Raw genomic sequence first — 17625 nt, 5'->3', positions numbered from 1 at the left:
CAATATGCATATAATTACCGATATTAATCGTTAATTTTGTTAGACACGCTAAAAGTATCTTTCCTCTATGCACACAAATGATTTAAGTTATGCTCGAAAATGTGATGAAAATGATGATCTTTCTCACTTCCGCCAACGTTTTTTACTTCCGAAAGATTCTAACGGAAACGAGTTGATTTATCTCTGTGGAAATTCTCTAGGGCTACAACCCAAAATTACTTCAAAATACATTCAAGATGAATTAGATGACTGGGCGAATCTTGGGGTTGAGGGGCATACCGAAGGTAAAAACCCATGGCTTCCTTATCACGAAGCTCTAGCAAAACCTATGGCTAATATTGTTGGGGCGAAACCTTCCGAAGTAGTTATTATGAACACACTAACTACCAACCTTCATTTAATGATGGTATCGTTTTACCAACCTACAAAAATCCGGTATAAAATTATCGTGGAAAGTGATGCTTTTCCCAGTGATAAATACGCCATGGAGAGTCAGTTGAAATTTCATGGTTTCGATGCAAAAGAGGGGCTTATTTTATGGAAACCTCGTAAAGGAGAAGAACTTTGTCGTTTTGAAGATCTAGAGAGTATCCTAAAAGAACACGGAGAGTCGGTTGCGTTACTTATGATTGGAAGCACTAATTATTATACAGGACAGCACTTTCCGTTAGAAAAAATTACCGAATTAGGACATAGACATGGTGCAATGGTAGGATTCGATCTGGCGCATGGTGCGGGAAATATTCAACCCAACCTTCACGACACTGGGGCCGACTTTGCAGTTTGGTGTACTTATAAATATTTAAACAGTGGTCCAGGAAGTTTGGGAGGTTGTTTTGTTCATGAGCGACATGCTAATAATGAACAGTTAAAACGTTTCGCAGGTTGGTGGGGACATAACAAAGATACTCGTTTTAACATGCGTCACGACTTCGATCCATTACCGGGCGCAGAAGGTTGGCAACTAAGCAATCCACCCATTTTATCAATGGCAGCTATTCGTGCCTCACTAGATACGTTCGAGGAGGCGGGGTTTCAAAATCTTCGGAATAAATCGGAAAAACTTACCGGGTACCTTGAGTTTTTAATAAATAACCTTAAAAACGATCGAATAACTATTATTACCCCCAAAGATCCGACACAACGAGGGTGCCAATTATCCATACAAGTTCGTAATGCTGATAAAAATATTCATAAAAAACTTACAGAAGCAGGCGTAATAAGTGACTGGCGAGAGCCCGATGTAATTCGAATCGCCCCTACTCCACTATATAACAGTTTCGAGGATGTTTTTCATTTTACCCAGCGACTCAAAGAAGTACTTGCATAAAACTATAACAGGCCATTGTAAAAATTCTATTCTTGAACCATGAAAGAAAAAAGTAACATATTAATTATAGGAGCTGGCCTTTGCGGAAGCCTTTTGGCATTACGAATGGCACAACGCGGACACGAAGTGACTTTAGTTGAAAAACGTCCAGATCTACGCAAAGAAACGCAAGATGCCGGACGCTCTATCAACCTTGCCTTAAGCGATCGAGGATTAAAAGGGTTAAGACTTGCAGGTGTAGAAGAAGCAGCTAAAAAACTTTGCATTCCCATGCATGGACGAATGATCCACGACAGGAAAGGAGCTACTTTTTTAAGTAAATACAGTGGACGAACTAACGAATACATTAATTCAATTTCACGTCCAGGATTAAACATGTTGCTGTTAGACAAAGCAGAAAAAATGCCTAATGTAACCCTAAAATTTAATCATGGATGTAAAACAGTAGATCTTGAAAATGCCTCTGCCACCTTTAAAAAATACGACACCAATGAAGAAGTCACCCTCGCTGGTGATATTATTCTAGGAACCGATGGCGCAGGATCATCTGTTCGAAAAAGCATGTTTAATCATAAAAAATTCCTTTTTAGTTTTTCACAAGAATGGCTTACTCACGGGTATAAAGAAATCTCAATTCCACCAGCAGAAGATGGAGGATACCGAACCTATATCAACGCATTGCATATTTGGCCACGTGGTGAAGACATGCTTATTGCATTACCTAACCTTGACGGCAGTTTTACGGTCACCCTATTTTTACCCTACTCCAACAGTGATTATTGTTTCGATACGCTTACCACACGAGAAATGGTTCACGAATACTTTAATAAAGAATTTCCCGATGCAGTCGAATTAATGCCACATTTAGCAGAAGAATTTTTTAGCAATCCCACAGGCCCCTTAGGAACTATAAAATGTTCTCCCTGGAGTAGCTATGGCAAGACTTTACTCTTAGGAGATGCAGCCCATGCTATTGTTCCTTTTTACGGACAAGGAATGAACGCTTCGTTTGAAGATGTGGTGGTATTTGATGAGATCTTAGAAAAGTTTTCTTCGGAAGGAAAAGAGTCTCATTGGGCTGAAATCTTTCAAACGTACGAAGCCGCTCGAAAAAAAGATACCGATGCAATTGCCGATTTGGCGGTAGATAATTTTCACGAAATGAAAGAACACACGGCAAGTCCTTTGTTTCAGAAAAAAAGAAAGTTAGAAACTGCTTTTGAAGCTGAATTTCCCGAGAAATATTATTCAAAATATTCGCTAGTTACCTTTAATGAAAACATCACCTATTCTGATGCCTTACACCGTGGGCGAGCACAGGATAAAGCTATTCTAAATCTCATAGACGACGGAAAACTTCCCGACTCGTTCAGCTTAGAAGAAAAACTTGAAAAAGTAAAAAAAGAAACCGAAGAAATACTGCACGACGATGCGGTAGTTCGCAATTTAAAATAAAACAATGAAAAGTAATTTAATTGATGGAAAAGCAACGCCCAGAGGCGCTTACCCACATGTAAAAAGAGTGGGCGATTTTATATACATGAGCGGTACAAGTTCCCGATTACCCGACAATACCTTTGCGGGGGTGCACCAAATAGACGAAATGGGCAGCATGCGATTGGATATAAAAGAACAAACCCGAGCGGTATTAGAAAATATTAAAGATTATCTCGCAACCGAAGGCGCTACTATGGAAGATGTTGTAGATGTTACCAGTTTTTTGGTTAACATGAACGATTTTGCTGGCTACAATGAGGTATATGCAGAATACTTTAAAAAAGAAACAGGCCCTACCCGAACTACGGTTGCCGTACACCAATTACCACATCCACATTTGGTTGTGGAAATTAAAGCGGTAGCATATAAAAAAGCCTAATTTAAATTAAACAATTATGAATTGGAAAAATATTTTCTTCGGAATATGTTGTCTCAGTGCTTCCCTACATGCACAGCAAGAACAACCCAATTCTGATATCGACATACAACCGTTCACCATTGGGGAAACTGTGACCTTACAATCGCAGTTATTGAACGAACAACGCACTTTAAATATCTACCTTCCAAATGGATACCACCAAAATTCTGAAACAGAATACCCTGTTATTTATTTGTTAGACGGCTCGGTCGATGAAGATTTTATTCATATCGCAGGACTGGTACAATTTGGTTCCTTTTCATGGATCAATATGATTCCGGAAACAATCGTCGTAGGTATTGCTAATGTAGATCGTAAACGTGATTATACCTACCCTTCTACCGATGAAGAATACAAAAAAGAGTATCCAACGACAGGTCATTCAGAAACATTCATCAAGTACCTAGAAAAGGAAGTACAACCTTTTGTTGAAAATAAATACAGAGTGACTTCACAAAAAACACTCATCGGACAATCGCTCGGCGGATTGGTTGCGACAGAAATTCTCTATAAAAAACCCAACCTTTTTACCAATTACATTATCGTGAGTCCAAGTCTTTGGTACGATTATGAATCGTTATTAAAAACCACTCCTACCTCCTATAATTCAGAAAAATCTATTTATATCGCTGTAGGTGAAGAAGGACCAATCATGAAGCGAGTTGCAAAAGAACTATACAATACTCTAAATCAAAATAAGAAGAAGAATACAAAAGTTTACTATCATTTTCTAGAGAAACAAGATCATGGCGATGCGTTACATTTAGCCGTGTATAGTGCTTTCGAAACAATATTTTCAGAAACAAAAAAATAGCATTTTACAACCCATGCAAAAAATCAAAAATTATATTAATGGCGCCTATTGTGACCCTATTGCTTCGAAATGGTTAGATAATTATAATCCGAGCAATGGTAGCATTTATTCAGAAATTGCCGATTCGAATGTTGACGATGTAGCGGTGGCTTATAAAGCTGCTTCGGAAGCCTTTCCTTCATGGTCTAATACCACTCTTGAAAAAAGAAGTCGTATTCTTTTAGATATCGCCAATCTTATTGATGAGAAATTACTTCCTTTGGCTGAAGCAGAAGCCAAAGATAATGGCAAACCATTAAGCCTTGCATTGGCAGTAGATATACCCAGAGCGTCCTCAAATTTTAGATTCTTCGGAAATGCGATCACACAGTTTGCCAGTGAAGCCCATGAAAGCCCTGGACTAAATACGATGAATTTTACCTTGCGACAACCTTTAGGAGTTGTGGGCTGTATCTCTCCTTGGAATTTACCTCTTTATTTATTTACTTGGAAGATTGCACCCGCCATTGCGGCAGGAAATACGGTAGTTGCAAAACCTAGTGAGGTAACTCCTATGACTGCCTACTTATTAGGCGAGATATGTACAGAAGCAGGGCTACCCAAAGGAGTTCTTAATATTGTACATGGCACTGGTCCTTCTGCAGGGCAAGCCATTGTGGAACACCCTAATATTAAAGCAATTTCTTTTACAGGAGGCACTAAGACCGGAGAACATATCGCAAGAACAGCAGCCCCAATGTTTAAAAAACTATCGTTAGAATTGGGAGGGAAAAATCCGAACATAATCTTTGCCGATTGCAACTACCAAAAGATGTTGGAGATTACAGTACGTTCGTCTTTTGCAAATCAAGGGCAGATTTGTCTCTGTGGAAGTCGTATCTTTATTGAGCGATCCATCTATGATAAATTTAAAACCGATTTTATAAACAAAGTATCGTCGCTTAAAATAGGCGATCCTTTTAATGCAGAAACCAACCTCGGGGCTTTGGTGTCTAAATCGCATTTAGAAAAAGTACAATCGTATATTAGTATTGCTGAAAAAGAAGGTGGAAAAATTTTATTTGGTGGGAAACAGGTTATAGTAAAAGGATTAGAGAATGGCTACTATTTACAACCCACAATTATTGAAGTTCCCGACGATCAATGTCGTGTAAATCAAGAAGAGATTTTCGGCCCAGTTGTTACGTTACTTCCATTCGACACTGAAGAAGAAGTATTGAAGATGGCGAACGGTACGAAATATGGACTATCCGCCACCTTATGGACGAACAATCTTGATAGAACCATGCGTATTTCAAAACAATTGGAGGCGGGAATTGTTTGGGTAAATACATGGTTAAACAGAGATCTCCGTACTCCTTTTGGAGGAACAAAAGATAGTGGTATGGGGAGAGAAGGTGGATTTGAAGCATTGCGCTTCTTTACTGAGCCTAAAAATATTTGCATACAATACGAGGGAAGGTGATACTATAAAGAAATTTTAAAAAAGCCGCGGGAAATCTTCCTTTAACGTATAAATAAATTGGCTCCTAACAATACGTAAACGAGGTATGATGCCCCATTAAAAAGGTAAAAATAGTATTTTATCACTAAAGAAAAATAGTACCAATTATAAGAAAGAAATTTAACCTATGAATTTAGATTTAACAAATAAAAACGCATTAGTCTGCGGAAGTACTGCCGGAATAGGAAAAGCTTCTGCTAAACAACTAGCTAAACTGGGAGCTACAATCACATTAGTTGCTCGAAATGAAGAAAAATTAAAAGAGGTTCTTATTGAATTATCTCACGAAAAAGGACAGAAACACAATTACATTGTTGCCGACTTTACAAACCCAGAAGAGTTGAAGAAAAAAGTAACGGAACGAGTTAAAGAAAAACCGTTTCACATTTTATTAAATAATACAGGTGGGCCGAAAGGAGGTCCTATATTTTCTGCGGAAGTAGACGAGTTTACCAATGCATTTCAGCAACATCTGGTGTGCAATCAGATATTAGTACAAGCGGTGGTTCCTGGCATGAAAGAAGCTGACTACGGAAGAATAATCAATATTATTTCAACTTCTGTAAAACAGCCTATCGACGGTTTAGGGGTAAGCAACACCATTCGCGGAGCTGTAGCCAACTGGAGTAAAACTTTAGCGAACGAATTAGGTCAATTTGGAATTACTGTGAACAACGTACTTCCTGGGTTTACAGCGACCGATCGACTTGAAAGTATTGTTAGCAACGCAGCAAAAAAAATGAACAAGACAGAAAGTGAAGCGAGTAAATTCATGCAAGGATTGGTTCCAGCACGACGTTTTGCACAACCGGGAGAGATTGCCAATGCAGTTGCTTTTTTGGCTAGCGAAGCGGCGAGTTACATTAACGGAATTAACCTTCCTGTAGATGGTGGACGCACAAAATCCCTGTAATCGGGCTGTGTAGACTCTTTAAAGTTTATTAACTTTATCGGGAGTTGCGTGAGGGATTGAGTAGGCTACCATGTAGCCACGAAAGCCCGACCCGACCTAGGGGCACGCCCAACATTTATTGCTTTAAAACAATGCATTAAATTTCTGAAATTGAATAGCTATAAGGATATCTATTGAACCAATTAAATGAGACCTCCACTGCTGTGAGGAAAGCCTATGAAACGAAAATTGCGTATTAACGGACATTCACATTTACTTCCATACCCAGAAGAAATCCCTCAGTTTATGAAGGATAAGGGAATATTTTGGGTGGATAAAGATCGAAAATTTATGCTTCAGAAAGATTGGAGCCGGCCGGTCACCGATTCTAGCTTTTTTCTCGATGAAAAACTGGAGTGGATGGACCGTTTTAAGATCGATCATGCGGTAGTATTAAATTTATCTCAGTTATATGGAAATGGGTTGCGTGTAGAAGAAATGAAGCAGGCACTCCGATTTCAGAACGATTTTAATGCGAAGGTACAGCACGAGAATCCGTCGAAATTTACGTGCGGATTTGTGGTTCACCCTGGATTTGTTCGTGGAGCACTATGGGAAATAGAACGTTGCGTGGAAGAATTAGGGTTGCAATTATTATGTCTACCCACACATTATATGGATACTATCGGGACTTGGCGTTGTATTTTTGATGAGGAAAATGAACCCATTTTTGAACTTGCAAGTAAGTACAACCTCGCTGTAGAAATACATCCATATGATGGTGAAAAATTTATCAAACTCGAAAATACTTCATGGCGTTTTCACCTAATTTGGATGTTAGCGCAATGTGCCGATGCGTATCATTTTTTAACTCTAAATGGGTACGCCGATAAATACCCAAACATGCGTACGTGCTTTGCACACGGAGGACAATTAGCACAAATTAATTTGGGACGACGCATTCAAGGATTTGATGGTCGCCCTGATTTGTTTGAAGGGAAATCCCATCCTAGGAAAGCCGTTGGACATAAAAATATATTTTTTGATACGCTTGTACATGATACTGGTTCGTTAGAGTTAGTGATTAAAAATCAAGGCGCTAAACAGGTTTTAATGGGGCTTGATGATCCGTATCCTTTAGGTGAAATGGAGAGTGCCGTGCAGTCTTCGTATCCTGGTAAAATTCTGGATCTTGCTATGGAACGTAAAATTTTATCTTCGGAAGAATGCGATGCAATCTGGGAGCACAATGTAATACAATGGTTGTGTGGGGATGATGAAGATGCCAAGAAAAAATTAATTCAACGAATTACGGGAGAATAATTTGAAGGTTTATAAATAAAAATGTCTTAAGAAATATGAATTTCTTACCCGAAAAAATTGACAATTACGTAGAAACACATTCGCAACCTGAGCCAGATTTATTGCAAGAGTTATATCGTGAAACTTGGCAAAAGGTTTTAGCGCCACGAATGTTGAGTGGACATTTACAAGGACGTGTTTTAAGTATGCTTTCGAAATTAATTCGACCAAAAAACATTTTAGAAATTGGCACCTATACTGGATATTCGGCATTATGTTTAGCCGAAGGAATGCAAAAACAGGGTGCATTACATACCATTGATCATAACGAGGAGTTGCATGATTTTCAACGTAAATATTTTGACAAATCTGGTCTTGGGTCACAAATTATTCAGCATACGGGAAATGCATTGGATATTATACCAACACTTTCTATTGATTTTGATCTTGTTTTTATTGATGCTGATAAGGTAAATTATCCTAACTATATTGAATTGCTGCTTCCTAAGCTCCATACAGGTGCTGTAATCTTAAGTGACAACGTACTTTGGAGTGGAAAAGTTGTGGAGCCTGTTGCTAAAGATGATAAGGATACAAAGGCACTTCTTACTTATAATACGTTGTTGAATGAGCATCCAAAATTAGAAACTGTTTTATTGCCTATTCGAGACGGACTTACTATTAGTCGTGTTTTATAAGGAAATCTGTGTATAAACTTAAATACAAATACACGAATAATTTGCATTATTCGTGTATTTATGTTTTTAAGAATCTTTCGATGGTATATATTATTGTACTGCTTCTAACGCATTAATATTCCCATATCCTTTATTTCCGTCACGGTTTGGATAAAATTCGCTACTTTGACGTAATCGATTCAGTACTTGAGAGCGTGACCAATTAGGATACTTTGCCCATACTAATGCAGCTATTCCCGCGGTTGTTGCTGTTGCTACAGACGACCCACCAACATAATCTGTATCTCCATTGTAAAAACCTAAGGTAGTTCCTGTTCTATTGTTATTTGAATCTCTTTGCATCACAATGGTAAATTCTATTTCGCTTCCGTCGTGGCAAGTGTCGCATTGCTGATAATTCCCATTATCTGTAATTCCTGTAACTGCTATAGTTTCAGACATGCTTGCAGGGAAAATTACTGGATACCAGTTTGTAAAATCTAGTGAGGTACCTCCTGCTGCAAAAATTAACTTCCCCCTTGAGTATGCATACCGAATTCCGTCTTTAACATTTCCTATTGACCAAGGGTACCCTATCGACATAGAAATTATTTTTACGTCACTTCTGTTACCCAATGCGACCAATGCATTTTTTACTCCTTTGCGTTCGTGATAATCGTTTAATAATACGTCTTCGGTCGCGCGATACGAAACCAAGTTGCAGTTGTAGGCAACTCCCACTGGCATAAAGTTATTGTTTCTTGGTGATGCGATGGTAGATGCCATACTGGTACCGTGTCCACATTTATCGTTAGGGCCATCGGTAGTACTAGACCACCACCAAGAAGAATCGATAAAGGTTCCATATTTCTGAATAGTTCTTCCCGAACTGTGCCCATCATTAAAATTACTCCCTAGAAATGGTTGATTTGGAGAAATTCCAGTATCGATTAACCCTACAGTAACATCTGCTCCTGTACTATGACTCCATGCTTGCTCGATATTGTGTTGATCATAGGTCCAGCTAATTAATGAATTAGGAGCAATTGTTCGGTAATCGTTTGTGTTAAGAATTTCACCAGATTTATCACACCCACTAGAAGAACGATTTTGAATATTAGAATTGGTGGGAGCGTAAAAAGAATATCCATTAGGTTCTAAATATCGAATATTGCTGCGACCTCTTAAGGCAGAAATCGTTTCGATATTTTTTACTTCAAGATCAATCACATTAAGTATTGGATCGTCTTCAAGAAGTGCTTCTTTAAGAGATACTCCTTCTGAAGTCATCACATCGAATATAATATCCCCTTTTACGGTCTCTAATCTACGATTATTTTCGGTTCGGAAACTCTCTCCCGACGCACCATATCCTATCGTTAAAATATGGTCTCCGTGTACTGTAGCACTCCACAGTACTTGATCTGAAACATCGGACCAATTAAAATCTCCTGTGGTTTGAAGATATCGATCTATAATCGCATTAATTTGGGGAATTGTTAAAAGATCTTTTGTACTTTCTACTTTTAAGTCTGTCGACAGATCGTCTTCGGTTTCGAGTGTGTCTCGGGAACAACTGGAAAATAATACGGCTACGGCAAAAATGCCAGAAATAATTTTTTTCATACTAAGAAGGTTTTTGTTAAACCTTTAAAATACAAAAAATTTAAACGCGTTCTAATGCCTTCACGCTTAATCGATAAAAAAGAAAAGCAAATACAGTTCCTACTAAAGCACCTACAAAAATGTCACTAGGATAGTGAACTCCAACATAGATACGGCTTAACACAAATAATAATGGCCATAAATAGGCTACGTAAATCCATTTTGTAAAATTACGTAAGGATAATACCACAAACGTAGTTACAGCAAAACTAGTGGAGGCATGTCCTGAAAAAAAACTGTAATTGGTAGGTTTCTGAAGAATTCGTATAAGTTCAGACAAAGCTTCTACATTATTTGGACGAAGCCTTTCTATATATTCCTTTACAAGATCTGTGAAAAGAATAGTAATTCCGAAAGTAAGCAACACAAAAAATATAACACCAAACCCTTTTCTTGCTTTATAATAATAAAGAATTATCGCAAAGAAAAACGCAAAAAGTGGAAGCCAACTTTCAATTTGAGTTACGTAGATCCAAAAGCTATCAAATCGTTCTATCCCTAATCCGTTAAGAAAAACAAACAATTCTCTATCCCATTCCTTGAGGGTATCGAACATTTAAAACCTTCTTTTAATGGGTCCTGTGATTTCGTCAACATCATCTTTCACTTTGTCGATCTCGCTTCGAACATCTTTTGTTATATCGATATCAACACCGTGTTGTTCGGCACTTTTAGTAATTTCAGATTTAATATCGTTCGTAGCATCTTTAATTTGCCGCATCCCTTTCCCTAATCCACGGGCAATTTCTGGAACTTTATCAGCACCAAATACAAGCAATACGATAAATAGAATAAATACTATTTCCGCTCCGCTAATAAAAAGAAAAAAAGCTTGAAAAATCATTTTGCAAATATACTAATTATGAATTCTGTATTAGAATTTAGATTCCTAAAATATCGAAAACGAAAAAACCTGCTTCACATTATTTATGAAGCAGGTTTTTTAAAAATAAGATTGAAGACTTTTAGTTTTCTTTTACTTTATTTTTAAAGGTATCGAACTCTCCTAGTTTTTTACGTTTAGGCCAAGTATTATTGGAAGTATCAATATCTGCAGTCTCCTCATCGGGATCTACCACGATTTTAGTAATTTCCTTGTCTGAAGCAAGTAGTTTACCCACAGATTTATCGTTCTTTCTCCAAATTTGTGCAGGATATGTAACCCGTTCTGTACTTCCATCACTGTATGTGTATTCAGCAATAATAGGCATTGGTATTCCTCCTGGCTTATTAAAAGTTACCTCATAGAAATACTTAGGGTTTTTAAGATTTGCTCTTTCATTTGCTGGCACATTGTCCATAATATATTCTTGAAGTGTTTTCACATCGTTTAAAGTTGCCGTTCTCATGCTTTCTTCAAAATCTTCACTTCCTTCCTCAACAAGATATACCAATGGTGGAAGATCACTTTCTTTCATTCCACGTTGCTCCATCATATCACGAACTTGTTTGTTCATTTTTGAAGTTACATAAAATGTTTTTACATCTTCAACTCCTATATCTGTGTAATCTGTACTGTAAAACCATGCTCTCCAAAACCAATCAAGATCTACAGCTGAAGCATCTTCCATCGTACGGAAAAAATCTTCTGGTGTTGGGTGCTTAAACATCCATCGTTGAGAATAGGTTCTAAACGCATAATCGAACAATTCACGTCCCATGATTGTTTCCCTTAGAATATTTAATCCTGTCGCTGGTTTAGCATAAGCATTTGCACCAAAATTGTAAGTGTTTAACCCCTTCGTCATAATTGGAGCCATTTCATCTTGCTCACCTGCCATATAATTTACAATATTTTTAGCAGGTCCTCTTCTTGAAGGATATGCTTTGTTTGGAGCAATTGCTTCCGGATACCACTCGCCAAAATCTTGCTCTGCTACATACTGTACAAAGGTATTTAAGCCTTCATCCATCCAAGTCCATTGACGCTCATCACTATTCACGATCATCGGGAAGTAGTTGTGTCCTACTTCGTGGATAATTACACTCATCATTCCGTATTTGGTACGCTCACTATAAGTTCCATCTTTTTCGGGACGGCCATAATTCCAGCAGATCATAGGATATTCCATTCCTTGATTCTTTGCATGAACCGAAATTGCTTTATGATACGGGTAATCGAAACTCATTCTTGAATACGACTTTAAGGTACTTGCAACAACTTTAGTTGAGTAATCTTCCCAAAGTGGATTTCCTTCTGGGGGATACATAGAAACTGCCATTACATTTTTAGAACCAAGCTTTACAGCCATCATGTCCCAAATATATCTTCTTGACGTAGCAAAACCGTAATCACGAACATTTTCTGCTCTAAACTTCCATGTTTTAGTTCCCGTTGCAAAACCTTTTGAAGCCGCTTCAGCTTCCGCCTGCGTTACAATAATTACAGGTGTATCGAACGATTTTTTAGCTTTTTCGAAACGGTTCATCATTTCTTTAGAAAAAACTTCTTTTCTATTTAGCAACTCTCCAGTAGCGTCTAATGTGTGATCGGCTGGCACAGTGATATTAACGTCGAAATTTCCGAAAGGCAATGCAAATTCATCACGTCCCCAGAATTGACTGTTTTGCCATCCTTCCACATCATTATAAACTGCCATACGCGGATAAAATTGAGCAATTACGTACCCATTGTTTCCGTCCTCGAATTTCTCGTACCCACTTCGTGCACGATCTACAGTATGGTCTGGAATGTTGTAATTCCATTTAATAGAAAAAGTAAATTTATCTCCACTTTTAAGCTTGCTTGGCATGTCAACACGCATCATTGTGCGATTAATCGTGTGTGGTAAATTACCTCCTTTTTCATTTTTAACTTCAATGATATTAAAACCACCGTCGAAACCACTTCCCATGTGCTCTTGTACAAAACTTCCAGCCATTGTAGCAGGTTGTGCACCGTTAGGCTCGATAAGTTTCGACTTCGAATCTTTAGCTCGAACATTTTGATCTAATTGTACCCATAGGTACTCTAAATCATCAGGAGAATTATTCGTGTATGTTATTGTTTCGTTACCACTAATTCTAGCGTTCTTGTCATCCAACACAATGTCCATTTTGTAGTCGGCTTGCTGTTGGTAATAATTTGGCCCAGGGGTTCCGCTGGCACTTCTATATACATTAGGAGTTGAAAACTCTTCGTATAACTGCTTAAATCGGTTGTTATTCGTGTGTCCCGGTTTACGCTCATCTGTAGTTGTATCATCTTGAGCATAAGACATTCCTGCAAAGAGGAAAAGTGCTGCAAAAGATGCGTATTTCAATAATTTCATACTAGTAATTTATGGTTTTGGATATATAGTTGGCTAAAAATAGTTTTTATGATCTTTAATGTAATTGATTAATGGAAATTTAACAATCCTTTAGGATTTTCTTTATCGAGAATTAAACTGCGTCTTTTGGAAGCAGTTTTTAAATGAATAATATTTTGTTGTTCTTCAAAAAGATCCATAAGTACGGTGTTATCAATCTCAATATTTTTAATATTCTTCACACCTTTTATTTCAAAATACGATTTTACAATATCGATGTCATATTCTTTTCCGATATACTTTAATTCAACAAGCTCTCCGTTAACTTTAATTTTCAATTTCTGAAGAATATACTTTGTAAGTAATTCGATATCGGCTTCCCTCTCCTTTTTTGTAGCTAATGACACATTTGGATCGTATCGTTTTTGAAGCACATCCTCCACATCATCGATAAATATCTGCGTAATAATTTGTAAAGACTCTTTTTCTTCTACATATTCAATTTTAGTAATACTTACGTAAAACTTATGCGCAGAAGAAGCTGTTAACAAAGGAAATAACAATAGCACGAAGGCTATTCTCACGAATTTAATACCCATAGAAATATATAATCTTTTTATTAGACTGTTGAGAGTGCGCAATGTTACAAAAACTATTCCTTTATTTGTTGAAGTCGATTTGTATATTCTAATGCGCTTTCTTTAAAAACTTCTAAAACTCCAGAATAATTTTCCGATTTAAAATAAGATTGTACGTCTGTTGTTTCCATGCAAAATAAGAGAAAGTCGTATAACCGATCGTTCGGAATTCCATACGCTTCTTCGAAAAACAATACACCGTAGCGATTTAAAAGATTTGCTACATCAATATTTTGTTGCTCCCACTTTCTACGTATCTTCAGCTTTTTATAATATCCGCTAAAATGCTTGTACAATGCTTCAATATCTACTTGGGTAGGAAACGCAGCTACGTATAATGGGACTATTCTCTCTTTCGGAGTTCCCTTATATCCTGGAATACCCACATCATCAAAATTAATAGGCCGCTCCGTTTTAATGTTTTTAAGGTCTGTTGCTAAATTTCCAGTTAACGTACTCCCTAGCAATACCTCATCAAGTTCATTTACCAAAGGAGTTAATGTAATTGTTATTTTACCTGTTTCGAATACTGTTTTGGAAATAACTTCTTTCTTCGGAAAGTAATTAACTGAAGAAACTATTAAAGTATCATTTTCATGCGCTCTTATAGAAAATCCTCCGTCTGTATTAGTGATAGTATTATAGCGGGAAGTTGTATTTATTATATGGATCCCCTCTACCTCAATGGTATTAATAATGGCTCCATCTATTATTTTTTCTTGCGCCCGTACTACCGTGCTACTTATTAAAAAACAAAATAGAATACTGCAAAAACTAAGGTTCCAACTCGAGAAGATACGCCACACTTTGTTCTTGCATAAAGGTTAATAATTTTAATTCGTTTTCTGGTTTTAGATAGGATGCCAATAACCCATTATCTTCTAAATAGTATAAAAAATCAATTTCTTTACCAGTGGGAATTGTATACGTTTCATTTAAAAACTCTATACTAAAACGTTCTTTTAATACTTCTAGAACATTAATCTTTTCGATAATTGAAGGAACAATAGGAATGTTTTTCTTCGGAAACAACAACGCATATAACGCTACCACATCTACTGAAACTCCTTGATTACTAGAAAACCCTAAGGCCTCTAATGATGCATTCCCTTTTATAGCACTCCAGCGATCGGATTCCATATTTTTCTGTGAAAGTATTTCTGGTAACGATAGTTGAATATTAGGAATTACGTGTGTTTTAATTTGCTTTGCATCTACCGCCATATTTCCCGTAAGGTCATGAGATTTTAAAAGCACCTCATCTAACTGATTTACATTAGGATTTACATAAATTTTCATTTTTCCAGAGTAAATCATCTCTGCATCAACAATCACTTTAAAATCCTGAAACTGCAAAGAGGAAATATACAGACGATCGTTTTTCCCGACTTCTAAAGTAAACAAACCATTTTCTGATGTAACAGCCCCTTTTTGAGTAGCGGTATTATATATATGAATACCTTCTACCTCAAGGTCCTCTGGTGCAGAAATAACACCCGCGATCGTAATACGTTCTGCCCCTTGTTGTGCCCTTCCGAAAAAAGAATTAAAGACAATAAGAATTAAAAGGAAAGGTAATTTTTGCATCATAGATTTTAACTTGGCTTACTGCTGTTTCAGTTGTTCTTTGTACACTTCGCTTTGCTTTTTCAAATAATCGACCAATAATAATCTGTTCTCATCCTTCAGTAATCGGGATTCAATTCCTTTCTCTTCTAGAAAATATAAAAAATCAACAGCTTTTTCATCTGGAATTCCAAAGTTTTCAGAAATAAATTCAGAAGGAAATATTCTTTTTAATAATTCGCCTACACGCTCTGTCGTGATCGGTTCTGCATCGCTTCCTTTATCTTTATTAAATAACAACCCGATAAGTCCTAAAAAGTTTCCTCCTCTAAAAACCGGACCGTTGTGATAAGCTTCTTCCGCTTTATTACCTTGAATTGATGTGGAAGCATCGTTTTTAAAATCATATTCGAACGTGAGTGCTTCGTACGACAAATCTAGAATAGGTGTGGGCATGACCTTTACCCGCCCAATATCTGCTTTAATGTTTCCAGAAAGATCGTACGGACTTACCACTACTTCTTCTAATTGATTAATCGTTGGATTAAGTGAAATACGCATACGTTTCCCGTCGACAATTCCCTTATCTACAATAACGATAAAGCTTTGAAATTGTAAAGCTGTAACACGAAGGCGATCGTTCTCTGCCATTGCTAATGTAAACGCTCCGTCAAGATTGGTCACCGTTCCTTTTTCTGTGGCTGTATTGTAAATGTGTACGCCTTCGACATCTTCACCAGGCGGTGCAGTGACGCTTCCTTGCACGACCACGCGTTCTTTTATTTGCGATGAAGCTGTAAAAGAAGTTAGCAGTAATGCGATAAATAATAGTCTGTATATCATTACAGAAAGATACGCACTTTTCAGTTGATTATATGTTAAGAATCCTTTCGGATCGTTATTTTTGATTAATAATATAAATGACGAATGAAAAATCTACTTGTTGCAAGCACCTCTACAATTCACGGAAGTGGCTATTTAGAATATCTTACTGAAACACTTGAAGCACTTTTTTCTGAAACAGATGACATTCTTTTTATTCCCTTTGCAAGACCGGGAGGAATTTCGCACGACGCTTACACCCAACGCGCTACTGAAGCTTTTAAAAAAATAGGTAAAAACATCACCGGACTTCACACCTATAAAGATCCTGTAGCAGCAATACAACAAGCTCAAGGTATTTTTACTGGAGGCGGCAACACCTTTGTTTTAGTTTCAGAATTATTAAAACGAAATGCCATGCAACCACTTCGGGAGGTTCTTTTAAACGGAACTCCCTATCTTGGCACTAGCGCTGGCAGTAATATTTGTGGTATTACCATGCAAAACACCAACGATATGCCCATTGTATATCCGTCGTCTTTTAAAACCACCGGTGTTGTCCCCTTTAATATCAACGCACATTATTTAGACCCCGATCTTTCAAGCACTCACATGGGGGAAACCCGCGAAACTCGAATTAAGGAATTTCATACCCAACAAACAATACCGGTGGTAGGACTACGAGAAGGAAGCTGGATTCGAGTTCGTGGAGAAGAAATGCTGTTAAAAGGAGCGCACACCGCACGTATCTTTCTACAAGGAAAACCGCCTTTTGAAATTGCTTCAGAAACCGATTTGGCTTCGGCGCTTTAGTTTATAATTCTTTTACAAAGTGATACCCTTTAGCCACAAACCCCTGATTGTAATAAAATTTGTGCGAAGGAAAGTTATGTACGTATGTATTTAGCTCGACCCAATTACATCCTTTCTTTTTTCCGTAAGCATAGACGAATTCCATTAATTGTTTTCCCACACCCTTGCTACGATACGTATCTTCTATTAGAACATGATCTAATTCTACACTTTTTCCCGCATAGTGACGTGTCTGAAACCACATGCCACACATTCCTATTAACGCTTCACCATCATAAATCCCAATGCATTCGTAATGCTGTTGTACCATTTCTAACAATCGTTCTCGCAATGTTTCCTTCGGAATGCGATAATCGTTCATTTTTTCAAGCATCGGAAGAATAACCTCAATGCTATTCTTAGGAATTATTCGGAAGGAGATGGCAGAATCTTTCAA

General features: G+C 37.4%; 18 protein-coding genes. 9 read left to right on the top strand and 9 right to left on the bottom strand.

Features of this window, described 5'->3' with window-relative positions; translation table 11 throughout:
• Positions 1–67 precede the first annotated feature (67 nt).
• The 8 genes from kynU (at position 68) to ULVI_RS13995 (ending at position 8455) form a co-directional block, all read left to right on the top strand.
• Positions 68–1330 carry a kynureninase gene (gene kynU / locus ULVI_RS14030; protein ID WP_068593423.1) on the top strand — a complete coding sequence of 421 codons (1263 nt, stop codon included), beginning with the start codon at positions 68–70 and terminating at the stop codon, positions 1328–1330.
• 39 nt (positions 1331–1369) lie between these two features.
• A complete protein-coding gene (locus ULVI_RS14025) occupies positions 1370–2785 on the top strand; it encodes an FAD-dependent oxidoreductase (RefSeq protein ID WP_068593422.1) in 1416 nt (471 codons plus the stop codon).
• Between the two features lie 4 nt (positions 2786–2789).
• Positions 2790–3206: a RidA family protein gene (locus ULVI_RS14020; RefSeq protein ID WP_068593421.1), complete on the top strand. Its 417-nt coding sequence runs from the start codon at positions 2790–2792 to the stop codon at positions 3204–3206.
• Between the two features lie 16 nt (positions 3207–3222).
• A complete protein-coding gene (locus ULVI_RS14015; protein WP_068593420.1) occupies positions 3223–4059 on the top strand; it encodes an alpha/beta hydrolase in 837 nt (278 codons plus the stop codon).
• Positions 4060–4072: 13 nt separating this feature from the next.
• Entirely contained in the window at positions 4073–5524 is a 1452-nt protein-coding gene (locus ULVI_RS14010; RefSeq protein WP_068593492.1) for an aldehyde dehydrogenase, read from the top strand.
• A gap of 166 nt (positions 5525–5690) precedes the next feature.
• Complete coding sequence (locus ULVI_RS14005) at positions 5691–6476, top strand: SDR family oxidoreductase (RefSeq protein WP_068593419.1); 786 nt, start codon at positions 5691–5693, stop codon at positions 6474–6476.
• 216 nt (positions 6477–6692) lie between these two features.
• On the top strand, positions 6693–7778 hold the full coding sequence (locus ULVI_RS14000; RefSeq protein WP_068593418.1) for an amidohydrolase family protein: 1086 nt from the start codon (positions 6693–6695) through the stop codon (positions 7776–7778).
• 35 nt (positions 7779–7813) lie between these two features.
• Entirely contained in the window at positions 7814–8455 is a 642-nt protein-coding gene (locus tag ULVI_RS13995) for an O-methyltransferase (protein WP_068593417.1), read from the top strand.
• A 90-nt stretch (positions 8456–8545) separates the two neighbouring features.
• On the opposite strand, the gene ULVI_RS13990 is transcribed toward ULVI_RS13995, so the two are convergent.
• The 8 genes from ULVI_RS13990 to ULVI_RS13955 all read right to left on the bottom strand — a co-directional run bounded on the left by ULVI_RS13990 (position 8546) and on the right by ULVI_RS13955 (position 16397).
• Entirely contained in the window at positions 8546–10060 is a 1515-nt protein-coding gene (locus ULVI_RS13990) for a S8 family peptidase (protein ID WP_068593416.1), read from the bottom strand.
• A gap of 40 nt (positions 10061–10100) precedes the next feature.
• Positions 10101–10655, bottom strand: coding sequence for a phosphatase PAP2 family protein (locus ULVI_RS13985; protein WP_068593415.1), 555 nt, complete (start codon positions 10653–10655; stop codon positions 10101–10103).
• The gene (tatA, locus tag ULVI_RS13980; RefSeq protein ID WP_068593414.1) at positions 10656–10943 is read right to left on the bottom strand and encodes a twin-arginine translocase TatA/TatE family subunit; all 288 of its coding nucleotides are present in this window, start codon (positions 10941–10943) and stop codon (positions 10656–10658) included. It lies immediately after the preceding gene.
• A gap of 121 nt (positions 10944–11064) precedes the next feature.
• Entirely contained in the window at positions 11065–13371 is a 2307-nt protein-coding gene (locus tag ULVI_RS13975; protein WP_068593413.1) for a M1 family metallopeptidase, read from the bottom strand.
• 68 nt (positions 13372–13439) lie between these two features.
• Complete coding sequence (locus ULVI_RS13970; protein WP_157632637.1) at positions 13440–13949, bottom strand: DUF6702 family protein; 510 nt, start codon at positions 13947–13949, stop codon at positions 13440–13442.
• 53 nt (positions 13950–14002) lie between these two features.
• The gene (locus ULVI_RS13965) at positions 14003–14794 is read right to left on the bottom strand and encodes a hypothetical protein (RefSeq protein WP_068593412.1); all 792 of its coding nucleotides are present in this window, start codon (positions 14792–14794) and stop codon (positions 14003–14005) included.
• Complete coding sequence (locus ULVI_RS13960; protein WP_068593411.1) at positions 14763–15578, bottom strand: hypothetical protein; 816 nt, start codon at positions 15576–15578, stop codon at positions 14763–14765. The genes ULVI_RS13965 and ULVI_RS13960 overlap by 32 nt, the downstream gene beginning before the upstream one ends.
• A 15-nt stretch (positions 15579–15593) precedes the next feature.
• Complete coding sequence (locus ULVI_RS13955) at positions 15594–16397, bottom strand: carboxypeptidase-like regulatory domain-containing protein (RefSeq protein ID WP_068593410.1); 804 nt, start codon at positions 16395–16397, stop codon at positions 15594–15596.
• 84 nt (positions 16398–16481) lie between these two features.
• On the opposite strand from ULVI_RS13955, the gene pepE reads away from it, so the two are divergent.
• A complete protein-coding gene (gene pepE, locus ULVI_RS13950; protein WP_068593409.1) occupies positions 16482–17189 on the top strand; it encodes a dipeptidase PepE in 708 nt (235 codons plus the stop codon).
• A gap of 1 nt (position 17190) precedes the next feature.
• Here the strand turns inward: pepE and ULVI_RS13945 are convergent, their stop codons facing one another.
• Positions 17191–17625, bottom strand: a complete 435-nt coding sequence (locus tag ULVI_RS13945; protein ID WP_317039845.1) for a GNAT family N-acetyltransferase — start codon at positions 17623–17625, stop codon at positions 17191–17193.

The sequence above is a fragment of the Cochleicola gelatinilyticus genome, assembly GCF_001637325.1.
In the GTDB taxonomy this organism is placed as follows: Bacteria; Bacteroidota; Bacteroidia; order Flavobacteriales; family Flavobacteriaceae; genus Cochleicola; species Cochleicola gelatinilyticus.
The sequence above is the reverse complement of the archived record's forward strand: the minus strand, read 5'-3'. Positions and strand labels throughout refer to the sequence as shown.

Bases quoted from the DNA above. Each gene is read 5' to 3' on its own strand.
- kynU (WP_068593423.1), top strand. From the start codon at position 68: ATGCACACAAATGATTTAAGTTATGCTCGAAAATGTGATGAAAATGAT.
- ULVI_RS14025 (WP_068593422.1), top strand. From the start codon at position 1,370: ATGAAAGAAAAAAGTAACATATTAATTATAGGAGCTGGCCTTTGCGGA.
- ULVI_RS14020 (WP_068593421.1), top strand. From the start codon at position 2,790: ATGAAAAGTAATTTAATTGATGGAAAAGCAACGCCCAGAGGCGCTTAC.
- ULVI_RS14015 (WP_068593420.1), top strand. From the start codon at position 3,223: ATGAATTGGAAAAATATTTTCTTCGGAATATGTTGTCTCAGTGCTTCC.
- ULVI_RS14010 (WP_068593492.1), top strand. From the start codon at position 4,073: ATGCAAAAAATCAAAAATTATATTAATGGCGCCTATTGTGACCCTATT.
- ULVI_RS14005 (WP_068593419.1), top strand. From the start codon at position 5,691: ATGAATTTAGATTTAACAAATAAAAACGCATTAGTCTGCGGAAGTACT.
- ULVI_RS14000 (WP_068593418.1), top strand. From the start codon at position 6,693: ATGAAACGAAAATTGCGTATTAACGGACATTCACATTTACTTCCATAC.
- ULVI_RS13995 (WP_068593417.1), top strand. From the start codon at position 7,814: ATGAATTTCTTACCCGAAAAAATTGACAATTACGTAGAAACACATTCG.
- ULVI_RS13990 (WP_068593416.1), bottom strand. From the start codon at position 10,060: ATGAAAAAAATTATTTCTGGCATTTTTGCCGTAGCCGTATTATTTTCC.
- ULVI_RS13985 (WP_068593415.1), bottom strand. From the start codon at position 10,655: ATGTTCGATACCCTCAAGGAATGGGATAGAGAATTGTTTGTTTTTCTT.
- tatA (WP_068593414.1), bottom strand. From the start codon at position 10,943: ATGATTTTTCAAGCTTTTTTTCTTTTTATTAGCGGAGCGGAAATAGTA.
- ULVI_RS13975 (WP_068593413.1), bottom strand. From the start codon at position 13,371: ATGAAATTATTGAAATACGCATCTTTTGCAGCACTTTTCCTCTTTGCA.
- ULVI_RS13970 (WP_157632637.1), bottom strand. From the start codon at position 13,949: ATGGGTATTAAATTCGTGAGAATAGCCTTCGTGCTATTGTTATTTCCT.
- ULVI_RS13960 (WP_068593411.1), bottom strand. From the start codon at position 15,578: ATGATGCAAAAATTACCTTTCCTTTTAATTCTTATTGTCTTTAATTCT.
- ULVI_RS13955 (WP_068593410.1), bottom strand. From the start codon at position 16,397: ATGATATACAGACTATTATTTATCGCATTACTGCTAACTTCTTTTACA.
- pepE (WP_068593409.1), top strand. From the start codon at position 16,482: ATGAAAAATCTACTTGTTGCAAGCACCTCTACAATTCACGGAAGTGGC.